This window comes from Kordia sp. (assembly GCF_050633145.1).
In the GTDB taxonomy this organism is placed as follows: Bacteria; Bacteroidota; Bacteroidia; order Flavobacteriales; family Flavobacteriaceae; genus Kordia.
Window position 1 is genome coordinate 36,050 of record NZ_JBOEFY010000002.1, and the last position, 25,870, is coordinate 61,919.

A 25,870-nucleotide genomic window follows, 5' to 3' on the forward strand; every position below is an offset into this window, starting at 1 on the left:
TAAGTATAAGTTACAAACTTCCAAATCAATCCTGAAAAAAACGAAGATATAAACTTATATTCTATTTTAAATACGGTCTAATACTATTTAACATGAGTTGGATATAAGACACGATTAAAATAATTGTTACGCATAAAAAAATCGTTTAAACTGACATTGAGCGGAGTCGAAATGTCAATTTAAACGATTTTAAGATATTTTATTAGAATGGAATCCTGAATCAAATTCAGTATGACTACATTCTCTCAGGAACTTCAATTCCTAATAATGCAAATGCATTTTTGATTGTATCTCCTACTTTCTTTGATAGTTGTACTCTGAATACTTTTTTTGCTTCATCTTCTTCTCCTAATATGTAAATATTTTGGAAGAATGAATTGTACAACTTCACCAAATCATACGTGTAGTTTGCAATAACAGCCGGACTCTGATTGTTTGCAGCCAATTGAACCGCAGCAAGATATCCTTGCAATTGTTTTACAATTTCTTTTTCACGAATGTCAATATCAATTCCGCTTATTTCTGCTGAATAATCAAAGTCAGCTTTACGTATGATTGATTGAATACGCGCATATGTATATTGAATAAATGGTCCTGTATTTCCTGCAAAGTCAATGGAATCTTTCGGATCAAATAGAATACGTTTTTTAGGATCTACTTTTAAAATGAAATACTTTAACGCGCCCATTCCGATGACTTTGTATAGGACTTCTTTTTCTTCGTCGGTATATCCTTCTAACTTTCCTAGTTCTTGTGAAATTTCTTTGGCTGTTGTTGCCATTTCTACCATTAAATCATCAGCATCAACTACAGTTCCTTCACGACTTTTCATTTTCCCACTTGGTAAATCTACCATTCCGTACGATAAATGATGTAGGTTTTTTGACCAATCGAATCCGAGTTTTTTCAAGATTAAGAACAATACTTTAAAATGGTGATCTTGCTCGTTTCCAACCGTATAAATCATTCCGCCAATATCTGGATAATCTTTTACACGCTGAATTGCAGTTCCGATGTCTTGTGTCATGTACACCGCAGTTCCATCGGCACGCAATACAATTTTATCATCCAATCCTTCATCTTTCAAATCGCACCAAACCGAACCGTCTTCTTTTTTATAGAAAACACCTTTTTCTAAGCCTTCTTGTACAAAGTCTTTTCCTAAAAGGTATGTCTTACTTTCATAATACAACGCATCAAAATCAACACCTAAGTTTGTATACGTAACGGCAAAACCATCATATACCCATTCATTCATTTGCTTCCAAAGTGCTACCACTTCTTCATCACCAGCTTCCCATTTACGCAACATTTCTTGGGCATCAGCTCCAATTACACTTATGTTTGCGAAATATTCATTTTTGAATGATTTTTTAAATGCTTTTATAATTTCTTCAGAAAGGTCTTCTCCATTTTCATATTTCTCTGAAAACTTCTCTTCTAACATTTTTTGAGTTTCAGGCTTCTTTGCAAATATTTCTATTTTATCAATTCCTGCAGTTGTTTTTAACCATTCAGAAAATTCCATTTGAAATACTTTTTCAAACTCAACATAATAGTTTCCAACTAACTTATCACCTTTTAATCCTGTAGATTGTGGTGTTTCTCCATTTCCAAAAAGTTTCCAAGCCAACATCGATTTACAGATATGAATTCCACGATCGTTGATGATTTGTGTTTTGTATACTTTTTTTCCAGAAGCTTTAATGATTTCCGCAACACTGTATCCTAATAAGTTGTTACGAATATGTCCTAAATGCAACGGCTTGTTGGTGTTTGGCGAAGAATACTCAACCATTACGGCGCTTTCTCCATCTTTCGGATCTGTATGTCCAAACGTATCATTCTTGTTTGTACTAGCGAAGAAATCCAAGTAATATGAGTCATCAATTACAAGATTTAAGAATCCTTTTACCACATTGAAACGACTTACTTCTGCAACATTATCCGTTAAATACTGCCCAAGCTCTTGTCCGAGTTGTGCAGGATTCATTTTTTTAACGCGCAGCATCGGGAATACCACAACTGTGATATCACCTTCAAAATCTTTCCTTGTTGCTTGAAACTCTACACTTTCTAGTGTAGCACTATACAAGGTTTCAAATGCTTCTTTGACTTTTTCCGTTAATACTTCTTGAATATTCATGATCTCAAAAAAATTTAAGATGCAAAGATATCAATTATTGACAATGAATAACGAAAAGTTGGTGCAGATAATGTTTATTCTTTAAAAAAGGATTCAAGATCGCTTCGCTTAGAGAATAAAGACACTATTTGTAAAACTTTAAAGGTTCAATTATTTTTAATTAAATACTAAAAACAAAGTGCCTTATTTTACAAATTCGTAAGATCGTCTAAGGTTTTATTTTCTAAGACAGCAAGCATATTGTCACGTACTTCTAACATTAAATGATGCAATCCGCATTGAGTTTCATCAATACAATCATCACATTTTTCATAGAAATTTAAACTTACGCAAGGCAACATAGCAATAGGTCCTTCTAAAATTCGGATAAGCGAAGCCACTTTAATTTCGCTTGGTGTTTTAATAAGGTAATATCCTCCACCTTTTCCTTTTTTAGAACCTAATAAACCATTGTTTTTAAGTTGTAAAAGGATTGCCTCCAAAAATTTTTTAGAGATATTTTCTTCCGTAGCAATTTCAGAGATCAACACAGGTGCGTCGCCATCTTTTCTTGCAATGTACGTTAATGCTTTGAGTCCGTATTTTGTTTTTTTTGAAAGCATGTGAGTTAGTTTCTGATCTTGGTAATGTTTTCGAGGCATTCCAGTCTAGGTCGTAAAAATAATTGGTTGTTTGTTAAAATCAAAAGTATTCACAAACTATCTACCATTTTTATGGAGATATTGCTAATTTTCAACGTATTTATCGTCTTATTTAACTTTTTTCACCATTTTTTTATAAAGTTGCTTTTTTGAATAACCACTATAATGTTATAAATATAACTTTCTCACACTCAGATGTTTTTATTTTACTACTTTAGAGGAAGATTATTACAAATTAATATTTACATGAAAAAAATCGTATTCCTATTACTATTACTTCCAGTAATGGCCATTAGCCAAAAAATTAAGATTAAGAAAAATAAGGTGCTTTTTGATAAGAAAGAAGTTGCCATTATGGAATCTCCTCAGCGAGATTTTTACACGTTTAAATATTTGTCGGGCGAAAAAGCTTTTGATGTAGCGTATAAAGCAATTTCTATTTCTGAAATTCAAGACCATCAATATTTAGAAGTTACTTCTGCCGAAGGAAAGAAAACAGAGATTCTGTATGAAATTTTAAAAACTTCTTTTAGTACTAAGAAAATTATCATTCGCTTGTTGAGTCAGAAATATGGTTTGATTGATGCAAACGGAATTAATAAAGAAAAGGTTGCTGCCTTTTTTGCCGAAGAGCGTGAATCTATTAGTGAAAAGTATATGCAAGCTGCTGCAAAAGCAAAGTTAGAAGCCGATGAACGCAATAAAACTGTTGGACGCTACAAACCATATGTTCGCCCAGATGGAACCGTTACTTTTGGCGGTTCGCAAGGAACTCGAATTGTGGGGAAAGTACATTATTCCGCAAGTGAGAGAGCATATATAATTACAGATTTGGATGGAATTCGAGTGGTTACTGCAACAGAATCGCGCAAAACTGGTTCTACAGCTGCAGTTGCAGAATCGTATACAGGTGAAACGTTTCAGTTTGATGAAGGTTCAAAAACCATGTTTACCAATCGTTTTTCCAGAACTTTTGGTCAAATATTTGTCGAAGCAGCCGTTGGTCGTGGTTATACTTTAGGTCGTCAAGCAAAAAATAAACAAATTGAATTACGTAAAGAGAAAATTAAAATTGCTAAAGAAAACAGCGTCAATTTATATGGAGTTCCAGGAAGTATTACCGATAAGAAGGGAAAAAAATACTCAGGAACGGTATATGTAGTTTTTGAAAAGTTACAGATTGATCCGGGACAACAAGTTGCTGGTTTGCACGATATGAATTCTATTGATAATTACGGAAAGCATATTAGCATTCGTTATGAAAATGCCAAAGGACGTACACGTGTTAAAAAGTTTTCTGCTAAAGATGGAATTTCATTTACTGCAACAGATGAAGGTGTTGAAAAGGTTTTTTATGGAATGAAAACGAAAGGAAATGCTTTGAAAAAGATGGCAAACGCATCGAATTTCGGATTTAACAACTCCTATTTTTATGAAAAAATTTATGAGGAGAATGGAAATATGCTATTGGTAAAACCTGGCGAAGAAGGAACGTATGTAATAAAAGTGAAAGAACAAAAAGCTGGTTTTATGATTGATGATCGTAAGAACGAAAAGATTTCAAAAGCATTGGCAAAGTATTTAAAGAAATGCAAGCAAGTAGCAAACGATTTAAAAGCTGGTGAATTTGATGTAAAGAACGAAGAAAACCTACAGCAGATTATTCAAGAATATAATGATTGTGGTAAGTAGTTTTTGATTCCTAATAGAATAATAAATATAAATCCTGAGAAGTTATTTTCTCAGGATTTTTTATTTCGTTGTAACTTTTCGTTTCTTTTTAATAGGCAATAACTTTTTATATGTTAAACAGCGCCAAATCCATTCTAGTGGTCCAAATCGGAAATAAGTCAACCATAATTTGCTTAGGAATATTTGCATAATAAATACTGTTATTGCTGTTGCTAGTGTTTCAGATGGACTCAAAGTTTCATACAATCCAAATCCGATAGACGAGAATAGTATCAAACCTATAAAACTCTGCATAATATAGTTTGTTAGCGCCATTCTTCCTGCATACCGCAAAGGTTTTAATACTTTTTTCCATTTTGTATTGTACCACAACCAGCCAATAATCCATAAGTAGAACAAGCCCATAAATGTGTCGCAAAGCACCATGATTTTAATGAATACTTCTCTGTATTCAGCAATTCTAAAAACATCCTGATACACTAATACATATAAGAAAACAATTCTATATATGTTAGTGATCAATGCGAGCATCAACATTGGTTTCTTTATCTTTTGAATGAATGTTTCTAAGGAATTATAGATTTTGTTCTTTCCTAAATACAATCCGAAGAGAAACATAGAAGTTGCTATAGGACCTAGAAATCCAAACAGCATCGGAATGTTAGCCATATATTCCGAAACACGTAATTTTAATCCTTCTAAATAGGTTCCGTTTTTTATGATTTGATTGACAGATTCGCCCGTATATTCATTCAAATAGGTTTCCGGTTGAAAGTGAAGCAACTTAAAAACATATGCAAATACTTGATCGTAAAACGGAAAGAATAGAAAGATGAACGCTAATGCTAAAATTAACTTGTTTGATTGCTTGATCATTAACGTTGTAAACAATCCGAGAACTGCATATATGTTTAGCACATCACCAGACCATAAAAATAGAATATGAAAAACGCCTATTAGGAATAATATGAACATTCTTCTTGCAAAGAATGAAAATGAAAGTTGTTTTTTTTTAAATAGTTTTAAGACTTGCATTGAAATTCCTAACCCGAAAAGTAATGAGAAGATTGGAAAGAATTTTGTGTAAAAGAATAGCTTTAAAATGTCTCCCGTAGTTTTGTCAATAGTTGATGTCCATTGCAATGCAAATTCATCCTGATTTAAGAAGGTAGAATTCATTATGACAATATTGACAACAAAGATTCCGAGAATGGCAAACCCGCGATAAACGTCTAAGAGTTCAATTCGTTTTTTTTGGTTGGTAGGATGTTGATTCAATAGTAGTAGATTTTAACAAAGTACATTTCGACTCCGCTCAATGTACTTTAGTATTGAATCTCAATGCATTTTTGATTGAAAATATTGAGCGGAGTCGAAATATTATTTCTTCGGCAAGAAAACCTCAGCCATCATACAGCGAGCACTTCCGCCACCACAAGCTTCAATTGTATCTAAAGAACTTGATACAATTTTACAGTGTTTTTCAATGGCTTGCACTTGGCTTTTTGTTAATGATTGATGCGCTGCAGCACTCATTATTAAGAAAGGTTCGTCATTTGTACCTTTTACTTGCAACATGTTTCCAGCAAAGTTGTTTACTTGTGCTTCAGTAATCACAATGATTTCTTTTCCGTCTTGTTTGAGATGTTTTTTTACGTTTTCACGTTCTTTTTTATCATCAATACATTCCAAGCATATAACTGCAAACGTTTCCGCTAAACACATCATTACATTTGTATGATAGATGGCTTTTCGTTCTCCGTTTACTGTTTGGTTTGCGGTAAAAATTACAGGTGAATATTCAAAATCTTCACAGAATTCAATGAAGAGTTCTTCGTCTGCTCTTGGTGATAATGCGCAATATGCTTTTCTGTTAACTCTGTCTAACAGTAAACTTCCTGTCCCTTCTAAGAAAATATCTTCTTCTTCCGCAGATGTGTAATCTACAATATTTTCAATATGATAGCCTGCTTTTTCTAGCTCGATTAACACATCTTCTCTACGTTCATGACGACGATTTTCAGCGTACATTGGGTATAAACCTACGTTTCCGTTTTCGTGAAATGAAATCCAGTTGTTGGGAAAGATAGAATCTGGCGTATCAGGTTCTTTTGTATCTTGAATGACAACTACATTGATACCAATAGCGCGAAGTTTTTCTACATACACATCAAATTCTTGTTGCGCTTTAGTTTGTACTGTTTCTGGTAATAAATCTTCTAATACTTTTTGATAATAGTTGTTTACGGCGGTTTGTTCGTTCATTCGAAACGCAACCGGACGCACCATAAGAATCGTATTGGTAATTTGCTGCATTGTAGCTAACTTTTGTTGTTGTTTTTAAAGCTACAAAATTACGCAAAAATTGAGATAACAAATACTAGTTATAGTTTTTTTATCCTGATTTTTTGTTGGTTGCAATGACCTATTGTTTTTTTACTTTGGTAGAACTAGCACTAGGTTTAATTTCTCCTTCTAAAACAGTAAGTACCGCTTTTTTTAAATCCTCGTAATCAAAGTTTTCTTCAAATCCATATCTAAATGTTGAGTGCATTTCTTTTTTGTCCATTCCGAGCACATATTTAGGTCCGCCCATTTCTATTGAAATTGGAGAATTTTCGGTTTGTATGGTAAATTCACTTTTCCCGTCTTTACCTGTTACATAAAACACGTGCTTGTAATAGAGTTCTCCTTCTTTTACAGCATATTTTTCATAGGCAAATATTCTTTTGTCTTTCCATAAGAATTGATCGAAACAAAACATTGTTTTTGAAGTTCCTTTTAAAACTCCTTGCTCATAGGCTTTGTATAGTTTTTCTTTATAAGGTTCTGCTTTTTCGTATTCTTTCTTTGCATAAAAAACCTGAATAAGTTTTGTGTAGGATTGAAAATCATCTGGTGCTAAAGAAACAAGCTCTGTCAAAGCTTTTTCTGAGGCATCATAGTTTTTATTCAAATATTCGTAGAGCCCAATATTGTATAGAGCATTTATATACGAACTGGATTCCTTTGAAACCTTTTCTTTGGATGTATAAAATGCTTGCAAGGCTTTTTCTGGCTGACCTAATTCTGCGTACATTTGAGGAATCATAGCATACGGTCTGTCAATATGGTTTTCTTTTTCTGTAGCAGCTGTATATGAGCTTAAAGCTAAATCGTATTTTTTTGTATTTAGATATGAATCGCCAAGTCCGCTATAATAATTCGCATTTCTGTCATCTAATTTAATTGCTGCTTTAAATGCTTCTATCGCTGTTTGATATTGTTCCATATAATTCAAAGCCATACCTTTTATATAATGCGCATCAGGATCTGAGTTATCTTTACCTATTGATATATCCATTAGTTTTACAACATTTTTATCGTCAGATTTCATGTAATACGCCATGCCTACATAATAAATGGCCTTTGCAGAATATTCGTTTACTTTTGTTGCATGTTCTGCGATAATCATATCATACTTTCGTTGTTGATATGCGTTTTCGAGTTCAGTCGTAATTGCATCTTGTGCAAAAATTGGAAAACTGAAGAGACAAATAATTAGTATTGATACTAGTTTTTTCATTGTGTTAAGACATCTAGTTATGAAAACTAAAGCTAATACAATTCAATAGAAGATCAAAATAAAGAGAGAAAGGTTTGTTGTTTTAATGTATTATAATTGATATGTAAAACCTGCATGATACGCAAACCCTTGAAATACATTTCTTCCTGAGATAGTATAGGAAGGTGCGATATATATTCCTGATTTGTTGGATAGTGGAAAGTGATATGTTCCTCCTACTTTGTGATACGTAACACCAAATTCTTTAAAGTTTTGTGGTCTTGGTGTGCCACGATAGTCAATTCCGCCAAAAGCGTATTGAAAGTCATACCAAAAATCGAAATAGCTTTTGTTACTGGCTTTTCCAAATTTGAATGTAAACGGAAAGCTATTCGGAACTTCTTCAAATTTAAAAGAGAAACCACTTTGCACATTGGCAAACCAACCTGATTGTTTTTGGTAATGCACTAACGCACGTGTTTCTAAAATTTTAGCTTGTTGTCCTAAATCATTTAATCCACCAATACGATAATCGCTTACATTGGAAGAAAACCCTGCAGCGAACGATAGTTCTAGTTTTCCTTTTTTGTATTGTGTTTCTGTAGCTTTGTACTTGATGAAGATTTGCGCATCTTGCAATCCATTTTGCTTATTGCTTGATAAATACGGCAATGAAGCTTGCACATTCAATCGATTGTTGATTCCATAGATTCCAAATATAGAAACACTGTATAGATTTCGACTGAGATCGCTTTTTTCTCTTCCGATGAAATAGTTTTTAGAATCTTCAAATCCTGCACCCAATACGAGCGTAGCGTCTCCTTTTTTATTGTAGAATCCACTTATAGCTCCTTGCGCCATTCCATTATAAGAACAACAGAGAATGCCGATAAAGATGCAAAATTGTATAAAATATTTGTGCATAGACCAATTTTTGAATGTTAGTCTACAGATAAAAAGAAACCTTACTTCGCTCTGATTAATGGCATTGTGCTGCAGCGCAATAACCCTTCTTGCTTTGCGATTTCTGCGTACGGTACTTTTTCAACTGTAATTCCTTTAGATGCTAACCACGTGTTTAAGCGTGTAAAGTTTTGTTCGGAAATAACTACTTCTTCAGAAATGGAAAACACATTGCTATTCATGTTGTACATTTCTTCTTTCGTAATTTCGAAGATATTTTCTTTCCCAAAAAAATTAACCAACCATTCATATTCATCTTCTACTAAGAAACCATTTTTATGCAAGATAGCTTTGTCTTTACCTACTGGTTGAAAACAACAATCTAAGTGTAATGCATTGTCTTTTGGTTCTGTATTTGACTTACGAAGTTCGAATGATTTAACTATTTTGTTTGGAAATAATTCTTGTAGTGTAATCACTGCATCCGTATTGGTACGAGCAGTAATGTAATCTGGGTAATCTTCTCCCGAATATGTTCCAACAAATATATAATCGCCCCAAGGCATTACATCGCCACCTTCTACATGTACTTCTTCTGGCAATGTGATTACATTTTCTGGATTAATTTGATCAATTACGTGTTGAATTGCATCTATTTCACGATCACGATCTGGTAAAATGTTCGACTTGATAAATTTGTCTTCAATTACAAAAGCAATGTCTCTTGAAAAAATTTGATTGTAGTCTTGAATAATTTTTGGTCTAAATACTTTGACATCATATTTTTCAAAAACCGCAGCCACTGCTTCCATTTCGGAAGTCATATCTTTTTCTAAAGGATATGTTCCTGCCAGTACGTGTTGTTTCGATTTTGGGTCGTAACAGTCTTCTGCTTTTGGTGTAGGACCACAACTTTCGGCAGTTCCAAGAACAACTGCTTTTAGTCTAGAAGTTTCGTCGTTTACGTATAATTCTAACATGTAATTCGGGGGTATTTTTATATAGTAAAAAAGCTTCACAGGTTTTGAACCTATGAAGCTTTTGAATGTTTTTTATATATTATCTTTTAGAGATTTCTTTAAATTCTCTATAGTTTTCTCCAATGTATATTTGACGTGGACGACCAATTGGCTCTTTGCGTAGGCGCATTTCTCTCCATTGTGCAATCCATCCAGGTAAACGACCTAAAGCAAACATTACCGTAAACATTTCAGTAGGAATTCCCATGGCTCTGTAAATAATTCCAGAATAGAAATCTACATTTGGATATAGTTTTCTGTCTACAAAGTACGGATCTTCTAATGCTTCTTTTTCAAGTCCTTTTGCAATGTCTAAGATTGGATCTTGAACTCCTAAATCTGCTAGCACCTCATCTGCCGCTTTTTTAATGATTGTTGCTCTTGGATCAAAATTTTTGTAAACTCTATGTCCAAATCCCATTAAACGGAAAGGATCACTTTTATCTTTTGCTTTTGCCATGTATTTTTTAGTGTCTCCACCATCTTGACGAATAGCTTCTAACATTTCTAATACGGCTTGGTTTGCTCCTCCGTGTAATGGTCCCCAAAGTGCAGAGATTCCAGCTGCTAGTGAAGCAAATAATCCAGCATGTGATGAACCTACAATACGTACAGTAGATGTAGAACAGTTTTGCTCATGATCTGCATGTAAGATTAGTAATTGATCTAATGCATTTACTACTATTGGATTTAACGTATACTCTTCATGTGGTTGTTTAAACATCATTTTTAATACATTTTCAACGTATCCAAGTGATGAATCACCATAATCTAATGGTAAACCTTGTTTTTTACGCATTGTCCAAGCTACCAACACAGGGAATTTTCCTAGTATTTTTACAATAGCATGATACATTTCTTCTTCCGAATCAACATTTACCGATGATGGATTGAAGGCTGTTAATGCGTTTGTAAGTGATGCCAAAACACCCATTGGATGTGCTGACTTTGGAAAAGCATCTATTATTTTTTTGATATCATCATCAACAACAGATTGTGCTTTGATGTCTTTGTGGAATTTTGCCAGTTGCTCTCCAGTTGGTAACTCACCAAAAATTAATGAGTATGCAACTTCTAGAAAGTCTGCTTTTTCAGCTAAGTCTTCGATAGCATAACCTCGGTAGCGAAGAATACCTTTTTCTCCATTTAAAAAAGTGATACCACTTTGGCAAGAACCTGTGTTTTTGTATCCTGGATCGATGGTAATAACGCCTCCTGTAGCGCCTCTCAATTTTTTAATATCAATAGCGATTTCATTTTCAGTTCCTTCGATTATTGGAAACTCATGTTTCTCACCATTAATTTCTAACGTAGCTATGTTATCTGACATATTTTCTATAAGAATTTTTATTTTTTATCTGGTTTGCTAAATTACAAAATCTGTCGCGATTTATGAAAATACTTTACAAAGGATTTAACAATTTAGATATCATTAAAATTTATACTAAAACAAAAGCGATTATTATGAATTTAATAATCGCTTTTGAATGCTAAAAAATGCCGTGTTTTTTATTTTCTATTCACTTTGAGGTAATTGTTCTGTGATTTGATATGTACTAAAGTTTAGAAAGTTTCCTGGATGTGCAAATATGTTTTGTAGAATGAATGGCGTATCAGGATTTGTCCCTGCATATTGTACACTACCGTCCATATTAACATCGTTTGTATCGTAACCAGAAACTACATAAGTTGGGAAATTTAGGAAGTTATCAGGATTATTTAACACCGTTGAAAGAATGGTTGGTACATCAGGATTGGTTCCAGAGTATTGCACTACGTTATCTCCATTTACATTTCCACACCACATTGCTACACTATTTGCTGGCATTCCAAAAGTCGTTTGAGCATTTGTACCATAGGTTATTTGGTTGTTACCATCGGTAAAATCTACAGCAGTGACAGTAGTAGACAATGCCAACGCACTGTTTGACATGATTCCTAAGTGATTTCGGTGTTTTATTACAATATGATAATCGCCTGCATCTTGATTGAAACTTACAGGAGTTGAAGCATCATCTGCAGTAGCATCTACAATATCTCCATCGCGTTGTAATATTGCTGATTTCCCTTCAATGATCGTTGTAGGGTTTGTAGCATCTCTAAGTTCTATCCAAATCCAATCGACTACCTTGTCTTGTCCTGTGGCTAGAAATACATTATCTGATGCTCCTATTCCGTCTGTATACGGACTACTGATTGAAGAAACAAGGTTATTGTCATTCAAATCTGTTCGCATGGAACCATCTGTATGTTGAAGCATTGCTCCTTGTAAATATACTTTTGCTGCTACTTGAATAGGATCGCCACAAAATTCACTGAAACTTGTTGTTCCTTCAATGATTGTCCAATTGGTTGTACTGTATGCTGCATCATCAACTTGAACACAGAATAAATCTACATTACCAAGAGTGATGAAGGTTGTAACATTCATGTTGTTTCCATTTTTCACATTCAGTCCAACTAAAGCAGCATTATCCGCAATGAGATAGTTTAGGTTGGTGTTGTTGCTTAAGTCTAATTCTCCTAAGAAATTTAATCCACAGTTTAAGATTTCTAACGCTGCAAAGTCTTCAATTCCTGTTAGGTCAAAAATACTAAGGTTACGAACATTTAGATCATTTACTGTGTTGATGTTGCTTGTTACTACATAATCATCTAATACAGTGTCTAAACCTAAGTCTATTAGTGCTTGCTCAAAGTTATCATCTGGCACATAAGTTAGTCCTGGTGAAGATGTTGTTGATACACAAACATCAAAGGTTTCCGTTGAGTTAGCTACATCTGTATATACTTGAACGAAATATTTGTTTCCGATTGTTAAATTTGTTGCTTGTCCTTCTGTTGAGTCTGTACAGTAAATTGCATCTGTAATGTTTCCGCAGGTATACGTTTGTGCATCGATTACTGCATGAAATACTCTTGAGTTGCTTCCTGAAGTGTTTAGTATTTTGACATTGTGCGTCGTTTCTGTGGCAACGAAACTATACCAAACATCTGAAAAATCCGTATTCCCGAAACACTGAAATACATTAGAGTCTGATGCTTGAAGTAATGTTCCTGCAACAGTAGTGTTACAGAGCACATTGCTTATTGGAATGTCAATTGCATCTACACATTCATCATTTTCAAGAAAACCACAATCAATACTGAAGTTTGTTCCTGTATCTACATTTCCCCAATTGGCAGTACTGTATGCAACATCATCTACTTGAACACATGTTAAACTTGGTGTGCTGATAGTAAAGAAAAATTGAATATTTGCATTGTTACCGTTTTGAATATTGACTCCTGTTAAGTCACTACAATTACTAACATATAGACTTTCAAATATTGGATTGTTTGATACGTCTATCTTTTTTATTGGAGTTCCTACAAGACTTAATATTTTTAAGTTTAAGTTGTTCGATACATTTAATGTTGTTATAGGACAACTCGCAGCAGATATTGTTTCTAGATTTGAATTGTTTGCTACATCTAGACTTGATATTTGGGTAAAGTTTAAGTTTAATGTGATTAAGTTTGGATTTGCAGACACATCTAGATTTGCTAGTTGCGTGTTTTGCACTAGGTTTAAGTTTTCTAGTGTTGCATTTTGTGACACATCAATTGCCGTTAATTGGTTTGATTGAAAGCTTGCGCTGATAAGTGCAGAATTTTGCGTAATATCTATTGTTGTGAGTGAATTACTTTCAATCGATAGAAATTGTAATGCTGGATTTTGAGTTAAATCTATTGTAGTAAGAGACGTATTATTTGCATTTAAAAGTTCTAACGCTGGGTTTTGAGTTAGATTTAAACTTCCTAATGGATTATTAAAAACATATAATTCTTCTAAAGCGGTAAATCCTTGAATTCCTGTTAAGTCTGCTATATTTTTATCATTAATACTTAAAGATGTAATGGTATTAATGTTGCTTGCCAAGACATAATCATCAATTGTATTGTCATATCCTAGATCGATTAGTGCTTGCTCAAAATTATCATCTGGCACATATACAAGTGTTGGACAACTTGTACTAAAGTTGACACCTGTATCTACACTTGTCCAATTGGCAGTACTATACGCTACATTATCTACTTGAATACAGCTTAGATTTGGTGTATCTGTAGCTAGAAACAGGCTTACATTTGCATTGTTTCCATTTTGCATATTTAGATTTGCAAGCAACGGACTGTTTCTACAAGATATTGATTCAAATACTGGGTTTCCAGACACGTCAACGCTTGTCACTAAACTTTGTGCGACACTTAAGTGTGTTAAAGCCAAGTTTGTCGTGACATCAATTTCAGTTACTGGACAATTAACAAATGATAACCTTTCTAAATCTGGATTGCTTGATACATCTATTGTTGAGACTTGTGTAAAACTTACATTTAAGGTTTTTAGGTTTGGATTGTTTGATACGTCTATGCTTGGTATTTGCGGATTACTAAAAACTCCTAAGTCTTCTAGCATCGTATTTTGAGATACGTCAATAGCTGTTAATTGATTGCTTGAAAAGTATGCTTGTTCCAATGCAGGGTTTTGTGATAAATCGATTGTTGTTAATGAGTTATTGTTTGCAGAAACATATCGCAATAGTGGATTTTGAGTAACGTTTAATGTTGAAAGATTATTCCCTGTTATAGCTATATGCGTTAATGCTCCATTTTGTGTTACATCTATTGATGAAAGCGAATTGTTTTCTACAAACAGTAATTTTAAAAGTGAATTTTGAGTAACATCTAATGTCGTCAGAGAATTTCCGGCAATATATAATGTTTCTAAAAGTGGGTTTTGAGTAACATCTAATGTTGTCATCGTATTACTTTCAGCAAAGAACGTTTTTAAAAGCGGGTTTTGTGTTAGGTTTACCGTTGTAGAAATATTATTTTGATCAATATATAATTCTTCCAATGCAGCAAATGCCTCAATACCAGTTAAGTCAACTATATTTTTATTTACCACATCTAATGTAGTCACTGTATTTACATTTGCGCGTAACACCAAATCGTCTAATACAGTGTCATATCCTAAATCGATCAGTGCTTGTTCAAAATTGTCATCTGGCACATATACTTGATTTGCTGGAACAACTGGCGACACACAGATATCAAATATTGTATTTGCATTGGCTTCATGCGAATATACTTGTACATAGTACGTATTTCCTACTGTTAATCCAGTTGCTGTATCTTCTAATGCATCTGTACAATAGATAGCATTTGTAATGTTTCCGCAGTTGTAGGTTTGTGCATCAATTACTGTATGCCATAAAAAATCTGGCGAACCTGTTAGGTTTTGCAACTTTACAACATGACTTGTTTCCGTAGCTATAAAGCTAAACCATACATCTGAGAAGTTTGCATCATCACCAAAGCAATGCAACGAATTTGAATCGGTAGCATCTTGCATTGTAGCAGCAACTACATTATCACAAGAAACACTACTGATAGGAATATTTATTGCATTTACACATTCGTCATTTACACCAGCTGCACAAAAAGTGCTGAAATTTATACCTGTATCAACAAATGTCCAATTTGTTGTACTATATGCAACATCATCTACTTGCACACATTCTAGATTTGGTGTGTTTCTAGTGTAGAAAAATCTAAAGTTGGTATTGTTTCCATTTTGAACATTTATGTTCGTTAAAGCTGTTGTGTTTTCAGCAAATAAAGCATCGAAGGCTGGATGATTTGATAGATTGATATCTTGAATTTGTGTTCCAGAAATATTTAAAAACTCCAACGCTAAGTTTGTAGAAATATCTACCGTTGCAATAGGGCAATTGGCCAAGAATAACTCTTGTAGATTTGGATTATTTGTAAGATCAAGCGTAGATACTTGTGTTGAAGTAAGTCCTAATTCTTCTAAGTTGATATTTGTTGAAACATTTATAGTTGATATTTGAGTATTAAATATGACACTTAACTCTTTTAATGCAATGTTTTGAGATACATCAATAGCAGTTAATTGGCAATGTTGAAAGTTTGCTTTTTCTAATGCTACATTTTGAGTTAAGTCTATGGTTGTTATCGGATTGCTCCAAATTTGCAAATCAACTAAAGCGGTGTTTTGTGTAAGATCAATTGTACTTATGTTATTACCATTGATTTCAAAGACTTCTAAAGCGGTGTTTTGTGTTACATCTACACTTGATATTTGGTTTCCGTACGCATATAAAAATCGCAATGCTGTAAAATCTTCTATTCCTGTTAAATCGGCAACATTGCTGTTTGAAATATCTACAGCAGTGATCGTATTAATATTAGCCGTTACAACATAATCATCTAATACATCATCTAGACCTCTGTCAATTAAGTTTTGCTCAAAATTGTTATCTGGAATATAGGTTACAGCATCACAAAACACTTCAAAAGTTACTCCTGTATCAATACTTGACCAATTTTCAGTACTGTAAGTTGGATTGTCAACTTCTATACATGTTAAGTTTGAATTTCCACTAGCACTGAATGCAATAAAGTTTGCGTTGTTTCCATTTTTCACATTCAACATTGTGAGTTGATTGTTATTACATAACAATAGATTTAGATTCGGCAAATTTATAAGATTCAATGTCGCAATTGAATTATAAGAACAGTTTAGTGTTGTAATTCCTGTATTTGCAGATACATCTAATGCTGTTAAATTGTTATTGCTACAGTTTAGTGTTTGTAAGGAAGTAAAAAATTCAATTCCTGTTAAATCTGATATACTTTTGTTGCTTAAGTTTAAAGCTGTTACTTGATCGAGTGCTGCTGGAAAAATATACCCATCTACAGGTCCAGTATCTAATCCAGCATCTATTAATGCTTGTTCAAAATTGGAATCAGGGATTTCCTCTGCTCCTACTGGTATACAAGACACTGTTAAATCAACAGCACCAATACTTGCAGGTCCATATCCTGTAATAGTGATGTAATACGTTGTTGTTCCATCAGATTCAAAAGTTCCGTACGAACGATATCCTGGTCCACATTGATCGGCATTGTCATCATTTGCGGCAACTAATGTTAAATTTCCTGAAGTTCCTGTATATACCAGATAAGAAGTATCATACCCTGAAGCACATAAATCTAGGGTTACAATTTCTGCTATTCCAGAACCTGTGTAAGAGTACCAAATATTTGGTGCATCTAAATCGACAGCTGGACTTACAGAATCTGGTGCATTGTCTTCATCTATAGTTGTTTCTACTGTGCTTGCTGTATAATTATTACCACAAGTTATTGGGATAGCATTTGCAAAATTGTCATTTGCAGGAGCTGCTATTTCTGTATTTGCCCAAAGAATGTTATTAATAATTAGAAAAGTTAATAGTAATTTCTGTTTCATATTTTTAAATCAATTGAGAATGTTTTGTAACGCGTTTAATCTATATGTCATTTTTTAATCTTCGTAACCTAAAACTTTAGGTTCTTTTTAAAGAATGTTTTGCTATTAGCGATCTGTTTTAACATATTTCAGATTAGATCTGTGCTAAAAGGTTTAATTTAGGTGTCCTTAAAATTCAAGTAAAAACAAACTAGGAAAGCGTTTACTAATACCGTTATATAGTAAATTTTGCTACTTACTATATAATAAAGTCAATTAAAAGATTGTATTGGTTAGCGGGGAAATTGCTTTTGCGAAAATACTTAAATGAATTTTATTTTTGGGATTAAAAATCTTAAATCCATCGATATTTATAAATAACGATTGTTAAAATTGTATGGTGATTATTTTAAAGCTTTTAAAACCTCATCTTGAGCTTAAACAAACACATCATTAAAGTGATTTTTTTATTCTTCTATTCATGTTCTGGCAATTGTTCTATAATTTGAAAGGTGGGAAAGTTTAAGAAGTTCCCTGGATGTGCCAATGCATTTTGCAATAAAAATGGTGCATCAGGATTTGTACCTGAATATTGTGTGTGACCATCCATATTGATATCGTGTGCATCATAACCTAAAACTCTATAGGTAGGGAAGTTTAGAAAGTTTCCTGGATCATTTAGTACTTTTGAGAGAATCGCTGGTGTATCTGCACTGTTTCCCGAATATTGGATTAAATGATCTCCATTTACATCACCACACCACATTCCTAGAGTGTTTTCTGGCATTCCAAAGGTCGTTTGCGCATGTGTTCCATAGGTAATTGGATTGTTACTATTTGTAAAATCTACAGCAGTGACTGTATCAGACAGCGCAAAAGTACTATTTGACATGATTCCAAAGTGATTTCTGTGTTTTATGACAATATAATAATCGCCTGCATCTTGACTGAAGCTTATCGGAGTAGAAACATTGTTTGCGGCCGCATCTACAATATCGCCATCGCTTTGTAGTATTGCTGATTTTCCATCAATGATCGTCGTAGGATTTGTGGCATCTCTAAGTTCTATCCATATCCAATCGACTATTTTATCATTCCCTACAGCGGTAAAAGCCTCATAAGATATACTAACTCCATCTCCATAAGGGCTGGCGGCTGTATCAATGTAATTATTATCTTTTAAGTCGGCTCGCATAAAACCATTGGTGCTTTGTAGCATAGCGCCTTGTAAGTATACTTTTGCCGCTATTTGAACCGAAGTATTACAAAGTTCACTAAAACTTGTAGTAGGTTCGATATTTGGCCAATTGGTTGTACTATATACAGCAATATCTACTTGAATACAGGATAAATCAAGGTTTCCAAGCGTGGTAAATGCTATTATATTGGTATTGTTTCCGTTTTTTATATTGAAGCTAGTCAACATATTATTGTCTGCTGCTACATCATTTAGGTTGCTATTGTTACTTAAATCTAGTACACTTAAAAGGTTTACACCACAGTCTAAGATTTCCAATGCTGCAAAGTCTTCTATTCCTGTAAGATCAGAAATACCGAGATTTCGAATGTTTAAGTTAGTTACCGTATTGATATTTGCCGTTGCTACATAATCGTCCAACACATCGTCAAAGTTTAAATCGATGAGTGCTTGTTCAAAGTTATCATCTGGCACATAGGTAAGTCCTGGTGTCGTTGTTGTGGCAACACACACATCAAATGTTTCTGTCGAAGCAGCTATATCTGTATATACTTGAAGGTAGTAAGTATTTCCAATAGTAAATCCTGTTACCTCATCTTCTAATGCATTTGAAGTTGAACAATAGATTGCATCGGTGATGTTTCCGCAGTTATAGGTTTGTCCATCAATGACAGTAATATATATTCCTGAATTAATTCCAGATGAATTTAGTATTTTGATGTTATGCGTAGTTTCTGTGGCTACAAAGCTGAACCAAACATCTGAAAAGCTACCTGAGTCTCCAAAACATTGAAATGTGTTTGAGTTTGTAGACAATGCTAGCGTTCCGGCAACAGCATTTTCGCAAAGAACAGTACTAATTGGCACAGCAATGGCATCTACACAATTATCATTTTCAGGAAAATTACAATCCGTAGTGAAGTTTGTGCCGAGATCAACATTGTTCCAATAGGCAGTACTGTATGCCGCATCATCTACCTGAACACAGCTTAAACTTGGTGTGTTTGTAGTATTGAAAGTTAAGACATTTGCATTGTTTCCATTTTGAATATTTATACTATTAAGCATGTCGCTATCATTACAAGATAAATTTACTAAGTCTGGGTTTTGAGATACGTCTATATTAAATAGCGAGCTTCCTTCGGCATGTAACGTTTCTAGTAAGACATTATCCGTAACATCAATTCCTGCGATAGGGCAATTTGCTAGTGATAGACTTTTTAAGTTTATATTGTCTGAAATAGCTACTTCTGAAATTTGCGTATTGCTTATGTTTAAAACTTCCAAAGCAGTATTTACAGTGACATTTATAGTTGAAATTTGACTGTTTCCGTCAATATTTAGTGTTTGTAGTGTTGGGTTTTGTGATACATCAATACTGTTTAATTGATTGTTTCCAAAATATGCAGCTGACAGTAGTGGATTTTGAGTTATATCAACTGAGGTTAATTCATTATCTGCCGCAGACACATACGACAGTGATGGATTGTTTGTAACATCTAATGTCGTAATACTGTTTTCGTTTACTGTTAAAGATGTTAATGCGATATTTTGAGTAACATCGATCCTTCTTAATGAATTATTTGCTGCATTTACGATTGTTAACGCTAGATTTTGAGTTAAAATTAAACTATTAAATGAATTGTTAGCAACATTCAAATTTTCTAATAATGGATTTTGAATGACATCGATTCTCCATAATGAATTTCCTTCTGCAAGTATCGTTGTTAACAGTGGATTTTGAGAAACATCTAACTCCCTTAGGGCATTGTTAGGAAATACCAATGTTGTCAATTGTGCATTTTGACTAACATCTAAAACAGTAACCATATTATCACTAAAATCCAATTGCTGTAATGCTGTAAAATCTTCAATTCCTTTAAGTTTTACAATGTTTTTGTTGGCAATATTTAAAGAAGTTAGTGTATTAATATTTGCCGTAAGCACATAATTATCTAACACATCATCATAACCTAAATCGATTAATGCTTGCTCAAAGTTATTGTCTGGTACAAATGTTTGTCCTGGAGGTACTATTAACATATATTCTTGCAGACAGAATGACACATCCCTCGCGGGTGTTAGATCCAATGGATAAGGCTCTATACTCGTTTGAAATACCCAAGAATAAATTTGAATAATTAATTCATCACCTACTTCCCAACCACTTAAAACAGTATCTTCTGGAGTAACACCAATAGCATTTGTGCATATAATCTCATTTCCTACAGCATTTCTTATAATAATCCCAGGATTACCTCCAAGTGTTGTCCAAATTAATGCATCGGTTGTTGCCGTCCATGTAAAAAATTGATCATATCCTGTATTGCCAGCATTACATGTTCCGTCTAGTCCACTATCGGTAGTTCCATCCGTACTAAAAGGTAAGGTTCTTTCAATACAATACTCCCCAAAATCATCAGGAACAATTGGAATGGCTCCAGTTATTAAATCATTTTCTGGAGTATTGAATTCTTGCAAACAGAATGTACGAGAATCATGATGTGTGTATTTGTATAAATGTATTTGAATGATGAGTTCTTCTCCAAGTTGCCATCCACTAAGTCTCACAGAATCTCCGTATGATCTTACAGCACATACATATTCAACCCCCGAAGTACTTCGAATTGTAATTCCAACTAAGTCAGTATTGGGTCCAAAAAGCAAACCTGTAGAAGTTGCTGTCCATGTAAAGAATTGATCTGCACCTGTGTTTTCACCTCTACAACTACTATCTAATCCGCTATCTGTGGTAGTATAGGTATCTGTGTCGAAAAGTACAGTTAGGTTATTACTCGTTATGGAACAATCACTTCCTACAGCGCTTGGCGTTATCGGAATTGCTCCAGCAGCTGTATCGTTCGGTGGCGGAATAATTGTTTTTTCTTCTAAACAGAAACGTGAAATCATAGTTCCACCAGAAGGAAATCGTGTTCTATTTACTTGAATTATGAGATTGTCTCCTACTTCCCAACCTGTAAAAATAATATCTGAAGAATTACCTGAACCTAGGCTTGTACAATCAATTATATCATACGGTGCCATTGCATTTCTAACAATGACTCCAACAGCTTCATTACTTCCAAATCTCTCAAATTTTAAACCATCGGTTGTTGCTGTCCATGTAAAAAATAGATCTAGTGTTCCAGAACCAGTAAATCTACATCCGCCCAAACCACTATCTGTTATACCAGATATTCCAAAATCAAGTTCAATTAGGTTATCGTTTTGACAACCTGTTCCTTCTGGTAAAGGCGTAATTGGTATGGCTAATTCGGGCGTATCTGGCACATTGACTTCATCAGTGCTTGCTTCTACTGTATTTGAAGTATCGCTATCTTCATTAATTAGTGGAAGTGTATTGGTAAAATTATCGTTTGAAAGTGGCACAACTTCTGAAGCTGCACATAGAATGTTAGTAACAGTTAAGAATACAAATAGTAGTTTTAATCCCATGTAAACAGATTTAGTTATTTTTTTAAATCGTAAATAGAACAAAAGACGATATATAAATATACCTTGAAAAAAATAATGATCATTGTTTTTCTTGTGTAATAAAACGTATTAAATGAATACGAACTATGGGGAAAAACTTACTTTAGCTAATGTACTTAAATGAATTTTATTTTTCGTCCATTTATGTCATAAAATCATGATTATTTTTCAGCCTGTATATTCTGTAACAACTGGTTGTGGCAAGAAAAGTTCGATCAAGAATACGAGACTGTCTTTTGCTATAATTGTGATGGAGATAATGATAGTTGCAAGTAAAATTGCGACAGCTAAATTATTTTTTCGCAATTCGCTCACTTCATCTACATGTTTTGTCAATGATTTTGTAAGCATAAAAGCACTAAAGTGAATGACTCCTGCTAATAAGAATCCTACGAATAAAGATATAGAAGAGTATTTTAAGACTTCTACAAATAAATTTTCTTTTGCATGAATTTTCAGCATTTCTATTGCGCCAATAATTGATGGAATAATTCCGCTTAACAGATATCCTGTACTGAAAATGATTCCTGAAAAGAAGATACTTAATGCCAAGTTGGAATCGTTTAGATTCTCTTCTTTTAGTTTAAATATTTTGATTAATACTTTATACGAAATAAAGAATATGATGATCGCTAATACAATGGATAGTACTAGTTGACTTAATGCTAGATAGAATACGTCTGTGTTCATGAGTTTTCTTTTTTAATTGACTAAAACAAAGTCCCAATAACGAGTGTTTGATACTTTTGGTGGCAAGTATCCGATTGGGCAACCTTTTGCTGTAGTTTCTACGAAATAATATTTTCTTCTGTTATATACTTTATATTTTCCTTGTGCTGGCAGACTGATTCCTAACACAGAATGTCTATACTCATCACTGTTTAAGATAGCAACTTTATAGTTGAATTTTCTTAAAAGCACAAATAATAATACTGTTCGTGAATCGCAATCACCTTGTAAGTTTGCACTAAATTCAGCAGGAGCAAAGATTCCAAGTCGAACATTTCCGACACATGGATACTCTTCAGTTCCATCGCATGGTGTTGATTTTATGTAATTGTATTCAATGTCTTGAATGCTTGTTATGATTAATTCCGCAAACTTTCTGCGATTTAGTTTTTTTTCTTTTTGCAGTTTGTCAAACGATTTATATAAATGTTCTAATAATGTACGATCATGATCTGCCATGTGTTTGTAAAAACTTCCCCAAGAAAAGTTTCGCGTATATCGATAATTACGGCGGTTCTTTTTTGATTTCGCAACACTACTTTCTGCAATTTTGAAATCCATTTTATGCCAGTTTCGATCAAAGTCTTTCCAATATTGTTTGTTTACGATGTATCGAATTTGATTTCCGTTTTCTGTAGTTGTTACGACTTCTGTTTTGTTGTCATCCTCTTTTTTAGGCTCTATTTGGGTGTTGTGTTGTGTATTGTTGATTAAAATCGTCATCACTATAGAGAAAACAACAAATACAGAAATGGTTCTCAAAAAATCTGAAAAGATACCTTTTATTACTTCCTTGTTGGAAGATGATTTTCGTTTTACTTTTTTCCAAACATATCGCAACACAAATAAACTACTTACTGCGACCACTAGGAGTGACATTCCTTTTATTTTGACCGTATACGTTAAGTGAACTAGTACGATAATTAAAAAAATAGTCGCCAAAACTGCCATAAGCCCTGAGAAGAGTCTTTGAAAGCCTACGAAGCATCCATTTGGTTTTTGGTGTTTGGTCATGTGTTAAAGATAGTATTTTTTTTGGTTTTTGATCATGGGATTTCGGTTTTTGGTCTTGGGCTGCTTCGCTTTTGAGTTTTAGTTTTTTTGTTGATTTACCTTGTTGTTTTAAGTAGCTTATTACGGCAAAACCGTAATTAAATGATCTTGTTTTTTTATAACTTTCTATAAATCAACACATTTAAGATTATGAAGAAAAAGAATTTGAAGAGTTTAGCGCTCCGTAAACAATCGGTTAGTAATTTAAATAAGACCTTAGGAGGAAATGCTTCTGTCGATGTGGGATCAATTATTGATACTATTATCGACTTTACAGAGAAGTACACAAAAGTGTTTTCGTATTGTCCGCATGTAAGTTGTGGTTGTCCAGATCCGACAATACCACCATTCACTGAAGGTATATTGACTTGTAGACAAACTGCTTGTGAAGGTTTAACATGCGTAAATTGCGCATAACGTCAAAAACAAAAAACCGCTTACATATCTGTAAGCGGTTTCCTTTTTCACATTTTTATGTACGTGAATTTTCCCCCAAAGATTGTTTATCCTTGTTGTTGCTGTTGTCCGTCTGCTTTACAACCATCTTCATCTGCTAAAGTGATTGGACATTTAGGGTCGCAAGAACGTGTACAACTCATACAAGCTGTACGAGCGCTAGGATGACTAGAAGCTCCTACTGCTCCTCCCATTACATTTAAACTAGAGATAGATTTTTTGTTTAGACCTAATGTTTTTAATGATCTTTTTTTCATAATATATAGTTTTAATTAATTATTAATAGTTGCCTTTCAGCAATTTTACTTTTTAAACAGATTCTGTTATGCGCATCATGCTCAAACAGAATTTGATTTTTTCTTAATCACATCCTTCCACCTTGAGCGTTATTTTGCAAGGAAGACAAGAACGTGTACAACTCATACAGGCAGTACGAGCGCTAGGATGACTTGAAGCTCCTGCTGCTCCTCCTGTAAGGTTTAAACTAGAAATAGAATTTTTGTTGAGTCCTAATGTTTTTAATGATCTTTTTTTCATAATGTGTAGTTTTAATATGATTTGTTTTTAAGCTTCTTTTTTACATTTGTTTTCATCCAATGATATATCACAAGGATCGCAAGAACGTGTACAACTCAAACAAGCTGTACGAAGACTAGGATGACTTGAAGCTCCTACTGCTCCTCCTGTAAGGTTTAAGCTAGAGATGGATTTTTTGTTTAGACCCAATGTTTTTAATGATCTTTTTTTCATAATGTGTAGTTTTAATTAATTATTATAATTTGCTTTTCAGCATTTTACTTTTTTAAACAGATTCTGTTATGCGCATCATGCTCAAACAGAATTTGATTTTTTCTTAATCACATCCTTCCACCTTGAGTGTTATTTTACAAGGAAGGCAAGAGCGTGTACAACTTATGCAAGCTGTACGTGCATTTGTGTTACTTGAAGCTGGAGCAGCTCCTCCCAAAAGATTGAGATTGGAAACCGATTTTTTATTGAGTCCTAATGTTTTTAATGATTGTTTTTTCATAATGTGTAGTTTTAATTAATTTTAATATTATTCGCTTTTAAGCTACCTTTCCACAAGTATATTAGTTTGCTACAGTCGTTCGATAGTTATCACAAGGACGTGCACAACTCATGCAACCTGTCTTAGCATCAGATCTAGGTGGAGCTGGAGAAGATCCTCCTGTTAGATTTAGATTAGAAACAGATTTTCTGTTAAGATTTAATGTTTTTAATGTTCTTTTTCTCATAATGCATAGTTTTGATTTATTATTATAATTTGCTTTTCAGCATTTTACTTTAAAAGTGCTTAAGCTCCTTTTTTACATCAGTCTTCATCTGCTAGAGTTATCGAACAAGGAAGACAAGAACGTCTGCAACTCGGACAAGTAATATGAGTGTTACCTGAAGCTGGAGCAGCTCCTCCCAAAAGATTGAGATTGGAAACCGATTTTTTGTTGAGTCCTAATATTTTTAATGCTTTTTTTTTCATAATGCATAGTTTTAATTAATTTTAATATTATTCGCTTTTAAGCTGCCTTTTCATGGATATATTATCTTGGTACAGATGTTTGACATGGATAACAACTCACACAATCTGTACGACCATAAGATCTTGGTGGAACAGGAGAAGATCCTCCCGTAAGATTTAGATTGGAAACAGATTTTCTATTAAGATTTAATGTCTT

At 33.6% G+C, this 25,870-nt stretch carries 20 protein-coding genes and 1 pseudogene; 2 read left to right on the plus strand and 19 right to left on the minus strand.

Going from position 1 to position 25,870, the window contains the following annotated elements; all coding sequences use genetic code 11:
• Window positions 1-235 precede the first annotated feature (235 nt).
• The 3 genes and pseudogenes from argS (ACRBBL_RS00555) to ACRBBL_RS00565 all read right to left on the minus strand — a co-directional run bounded on the left by argS (ACRBBL_RS00555) (window position 236) and on the right by ACRBBL_RS00565 (window position 2,748).
• The gene (gene argS, locus ACRBBL_RS00555; protein ID WP_431367269.1) at window positions 236-1,447 is read right to left on the minus strand and encodes an arginine--tRNA ligase; all 1,212 of its coding nucleotides are present in this window, start codon (window positions 1,445-1,447) and stop codon (window positions 236-238) included.
• A gap of 12 nt (window positions 1,448-1,459) precedes the next feature.
• Window positions 1,460-2,146, minus strand: a pseudogene (argS, locus tag ACRBBL_RS00560) (arginine--tRNA ligase); the annotation flags it as partial.
• Window positions 2,147-2,334: 188 nt separating this feature from the next.
• Window positions 2,335-2,748 (minus strand): RrF2 family transcriptional regulator, encoded by a 414-nt coding sequence (locus ACRBBL_RS00565; protein WP_431367091.1) that lies wholly within the window; start codon window positions 2,746-2,748, stop codon window positions 2,335-2,337.
• Window positions 2,749-3,033: 285 nt separating this feature from the next.
• On the opposite strand from ACRBBL_RS00565, the gene ACRBBL_RS00570 reads away from it, so the two are divergent.
• A complete protein-coding gene (locus ACRBBL_RS00570) occupies window positions 3,034-4,479 on the plus strand; it encodes a hypothetical protein (RefSeq protein ID WP_431367092.1) in 1,446 nt (481 codons plus the stop codon).
• Between the two features lie 60 nt (window positions 4,480-4,539).
• Here ACRBBL_RS00570 and ACRBBL_RS00575 read toward each other — a convergent pair whose 3' ends face one another.
• The 10 genes from ACRBBL_RS00575 to ACRBBL_RS00620 all read right to left on the minus strand — a co-directional run bounded on the left by ACRBBL_RS00575 (window position 4,540) and on the right by ACRBBL_RS00620 (window position 23,681).
• On the minus strand, window positions 4,540-5,757 hold the full coding sequence (locus tag ACRBBL_RS00575; RefSeq protein ID WP_431367093.1) for a DUF418 domain-containing protein: 1,218 nt from the start codon (window positions 5,755-5,757) through the stop codon (window positions 4,540-4,542).
• Between the two features lie 102 nt (window positions 5,758-5,859).
• Complete coding sequence (ctlX, locus tag ACRBBL_RS00580) at window positions 5,860-6,795, minus strand: citrulline utilization hydrolase CtlX (protein ID WP_431367094.1); 936 nt, start codon at window positions 6,793-6,795, stop codon at window positions 5,860-5,862.
• 109 nt (window positions 6,796-6,904) lie between these two features.
• Window positions 6,905-8,044: a tetratricopeptide repeat protein gene (locus ACRBBL_RS00585; RefSeq protein ID WP_431367095.1), complete on the minus strand. Its 1,140-nt coding sequence runs from the start codon at window positions 8,042-8,044 to the stop codon at window positions 6,905-6,907.
• 90 nt (window positions 8,045-8,134) lie between these two features.
• On the minus strand, window positions 8,135-8,947 hold the full coding sequence (locus tag ACRBBL_RS00590; protein WP_431367096.1) for a hypothetical protein: 813 nt from the start codon (window positions 8,945-8,947) through the stop codon (window positions 8,135-8,137).
• A 41-nt stretch (window positions 8,948-8,988) separates the two neighbouring features.
• A complete protein-coding gene (locus tag ACRBBL_RS00595; RefSeq protein WP_431367097.1) occupies window positions 8,989-9,906 on the minus strand; it encodes a dimethylarginine dimethylaminohydrolase family protein in 918 nt (305 codons plus the stop codon).
• Between the two features lie 79 nt (window positions 9,907-9,985).
• Window positions 9,986-11,275, minus strand: coding sequence for a citrate synthase (locus ACRBBL_RS00600; protein WP_431367098.1), 1,290 nt, complete (start codon window positions 11,273-11,275; stop codon window positions 9,986-9,988).
• 186 nt (window positions 11,276-11,461) lie between these two features.
• A complete protein-coding gene (locus ACRBBL_RS00605) occupies window positions 11,462-17,266 on the minus strand; it encodes a leucine-rich repeat domain-containing protein (RefSeq protein ID WP_431367099.1) in 5,805 nt (1,934 codons plus the stop codon).
• Between the two features lie 454 nt (window positions 17,267-17,720).
• Entirely contained in the window at window positions 17,721-21,899 is a 4,179-nt protein-coding gene (locus ACRBBL_RS00610; protein ID WP_431367100.1) for a leucine-rich repeat domain-containing protein, read from the minus strand.
• A 207-nt stretch (window positions 21,900-22,106) separates the two neighbouring features.
• Window positions 22,107-22,628, minus strand: coding sequence for a DUF350 domain-containing protein (locus tag ACRBBL_RS00615; RefSeq protein WP_431367101.1), 522 nt, complete (start codon window positions 22,626-22,628; stop codon window positions 22,107-22,109).
• 12 nt (window positions 22,629-22,640) lie between these two features.
• Entirely contained in the window at window positions 22,641-23,681 is a 1,041-nt protein-coding gene (locus ACRBBL_RS00620; RefSeq protein WP_431367102.1) for a hypothetical protein, read from the minus strand.
• A 189-nt stretch (window positions 23,682-23,870) separates the two neighbouring features.
• On the opposite strand from ACRBBL_RS00620, the gene ACRBBL_RS00625 reads away from it, so the two are divergent.
• A complete protein-coding gene (locus ACRBBL_RS00625; protein WP_431367103.1) occupies window positions 23,871-24,137 on the plus strand; it encodes a hypothetical protein in 267 nt (88 codons plus the stop codon).
• Window positions 24,138-24,223: 86 nt separating this feature from the next.
• Here the strand turns inward: ACRBBL_RS00625 and ACRBBL_RS00630 are convergent, their stop codons facing one another.
• The 6 genes from ACRBBL_RS00630 to ACRBBL_RS00655 all read right to left on the minus strand — a co-directional run bounded on the left by ACRBBL_RS00630 (window position 24,224) and on the right by ACRBBL_RS00655 (window position 25,674).
• Window positions 24,224-24,433 (minus strand): hypothetical protein, encoded by a 210-nt coding sequence (locus tag ACRBBL_RS00630; protein WP_431367104.1) that lies wholly within the window; start codon window positions 24,431-24,433, stop codon window positions 24,224-24,226.
• A 103-nt stretch (window positions 24,434-24,536) separates the two neighbouring features.
• Window positions 24,537-24,713, minus strand: coding sequence for a hypothetical protein (locus ACRBBL_RS00635; RefSeq protein WP_431367105.1), 177 nt, complete (start codon window positions 24,711-24,713; stop codon window positions 24,537-24,539).
• Between the two features lie 27 nt (window positions 24,714-24,740).
• Complete coding sequence (locus tag ACRBBL_RS00640) at window positions 24,741-24,926, minus strand: hypothetical protein (RefSeq protein ID WP_431367106.1); 186 nt, start codon at window positions 24,924-24,926, stop codon at window positions 24,741-24,743.
• Window positions 24,927-25,029: 103 nt separating this feature from the next.
• Window positions 25,030-25,206, minus strand: coding sequence for a hypothetical protein (locus ACRBBL_RS00645; RefSeq protein ID WP_431367107.1), 177 nt, complete (start codon window positions 25,204-25,206; stop codon window positions 25,030-25,032).
• Between the two features lie 61 nt (window positions 25,207-25,267).
• Window positions 25,268-25,432 (minus strand): hypothetical protein, encoded by a 165-nt coding sequence (locus ACRBBL_RS00650; protein ID WP_431367108.1) that lies wholly within the window; start codon window positions 25,430-25,432, stop codon window positions 25,268-25,270.
• A gap of 77 nt (window positions 25,433-25,509) precedes the next feature.
• Window positions 25,510-25,674: a hypothetical protein gene (locus ACRBBL_RS00655; protein ID WP_431367109.1), complete on the minus strand. Its 165-nt coding sequence runs from the start codon at window positions 25,672-25,674 to the stop codon at window positions 25,510-25,512.
• Window positions 25,675-25,870 lie beyond the last annotated feature (196 nt).

What these genes read in the sequence shown, in the direction of transcription:
- ACRBBL_RS00625 (WP_431367103.1), top strand. Translation starts at nt 23,871, where the DNA reads ATGAAGAAAAAGAATTTGAAGAGTTTAGCGCTCCGTAAACAATCGGTT.
- ACRBBL_RS00600 (WP_431367098.1), bottom strand. Translation starts at nt 11,275, where the DNA reads ATGTCAGATAACATAGCTACGTTAGAAATTAATGGTGAGAAACATGAG.
- ACRBBL_RS00640 (WP_431367106.1), bottom strand. Translation starts at nt 24,926, where the DNA reads ATGAAAAAAAGATCATTAAAAACATTGGGTCTAAACAAAAAATCCATC.
- argS (WP_431367269.1), bottom strand. Translation starts at nt 1,447, where the DNA reads ATGTTAGAAGAGAAGTTTTCAGAGAAATATGAAAATGGAGAAGACCTT.
- ACRBBL_RS00655 (WP_431367109.1), bottom strand. Translation starts at nt 25,674, where the DNA reads ATGAAAAAAAAAGCATTAAAAATATTAGGACTCAACAAAAAATCGGTT.
- ACRBBL_RS00610 (WP_431367100.1), bottom strand. Translation starts at nt 21,899, where the DNA reads ATGGGATTAAAACTACTATTTGTATTCTTAACTGTTACTAACATTCTA.
- ACRBBL_RS00565 (WP_431367091.1), bottom strand. Translation starts at nt 2,748, where the DNA reads ATGCTTTCAAAAAAAACAAAATACGGACTCAAAGCATTAACGTACATT.
- ACRBBL_RS00570 (WP_431367092.1), top strand. Translation starts at nt 3,034, where the DNA reads ATGAAAAAAATCGTATTCCTATTACTATTACTTCCAGTAATGGCCATT.
- ACRBBL_RS00605 (WP_431367099.1), bottom strand. Translation starts at nt 17,266, where the DNA reads ATGAAACAGAAATTACTATTAACTTTTCTAATTATTAATAACATTCTT.
- ACRBBL_RS00650 (WP_431367108.1), bottom strand. Translation starts at nt 25,432, where the DNA reads ATGAGAAAAAGAACATTAAAAACATTAAATCTTAACAGAAAATCTGTT.
- ACRBBL_RS00635 (WP_431367105.1), bottom strand. Translation starts at nt 24,713, where the DNA reads ATGAAAAAAAGATCATTAAAAACATTAGGACTCAACAAAAATTCTATT.
- ACRBBL_RS00585 (WP_431367095.1), bottom strand. Translation starts at nt 8,044, where the DNA reads ATGAAAAAACTAGTATCAATACTAATTATTTGTCTCTTCAGTTTTCCA.
- ACRBBL_RS00645 (WP_431367107.1), bottom strand. Translation starts at nt 25,206, where the DNA reads ATGAAAAAACAATCATTAAAAACATTAGGACTCAATAAAAAATCGGTT.
- ACRBBL_RS00620 (WP_431367102.1), bottom strand. Translation starts at nt 23,681, where the DNA reads ATGACCAAACACCAAAAACCAAATGGATGCTTCGTAGGCTTTCAAAGA.
- ACRBBL_RS00595 (WP_431367097.1), bottom strand. Translation starts at nt 9,906, where the DNA reads ATGTTAGAATTATACGTAAACGACGAAACTTCTAGACTAAAAGCAGTT.
- ACRBBL_RS00615 (WP_431367101.1), bottom strand. Translation starts at nt 22,628, where the DNA reads ATGAACACAGACGTATTCTATCTAGCATTAAGTCAACTAGTACTATCC.
- ctlX (WP_431367094.1), bottom strand. Translation starts at nt 6,795, where the DNA reads ATGCAGCAAATTACCAATACGATTCTTATGGTGCGTCCGGTTGCGTTT.
- ACRBBL_RS00630 (WP_431367104.1), bottom strand. Translation starts at nt 24,433, where the DNA reads ATGAAAAAAAGATCATTAAAAACATTAGGTCTAAACAAAAAATCTATC.
- ACRBBL_RS00590 (WP_431367096.1), bottom strand. Translation starts at nt 8,947, where the DNA reads ATGCACAAATATTTTATACAATTTTGCATCTTTATCGGCATTCTCTGT.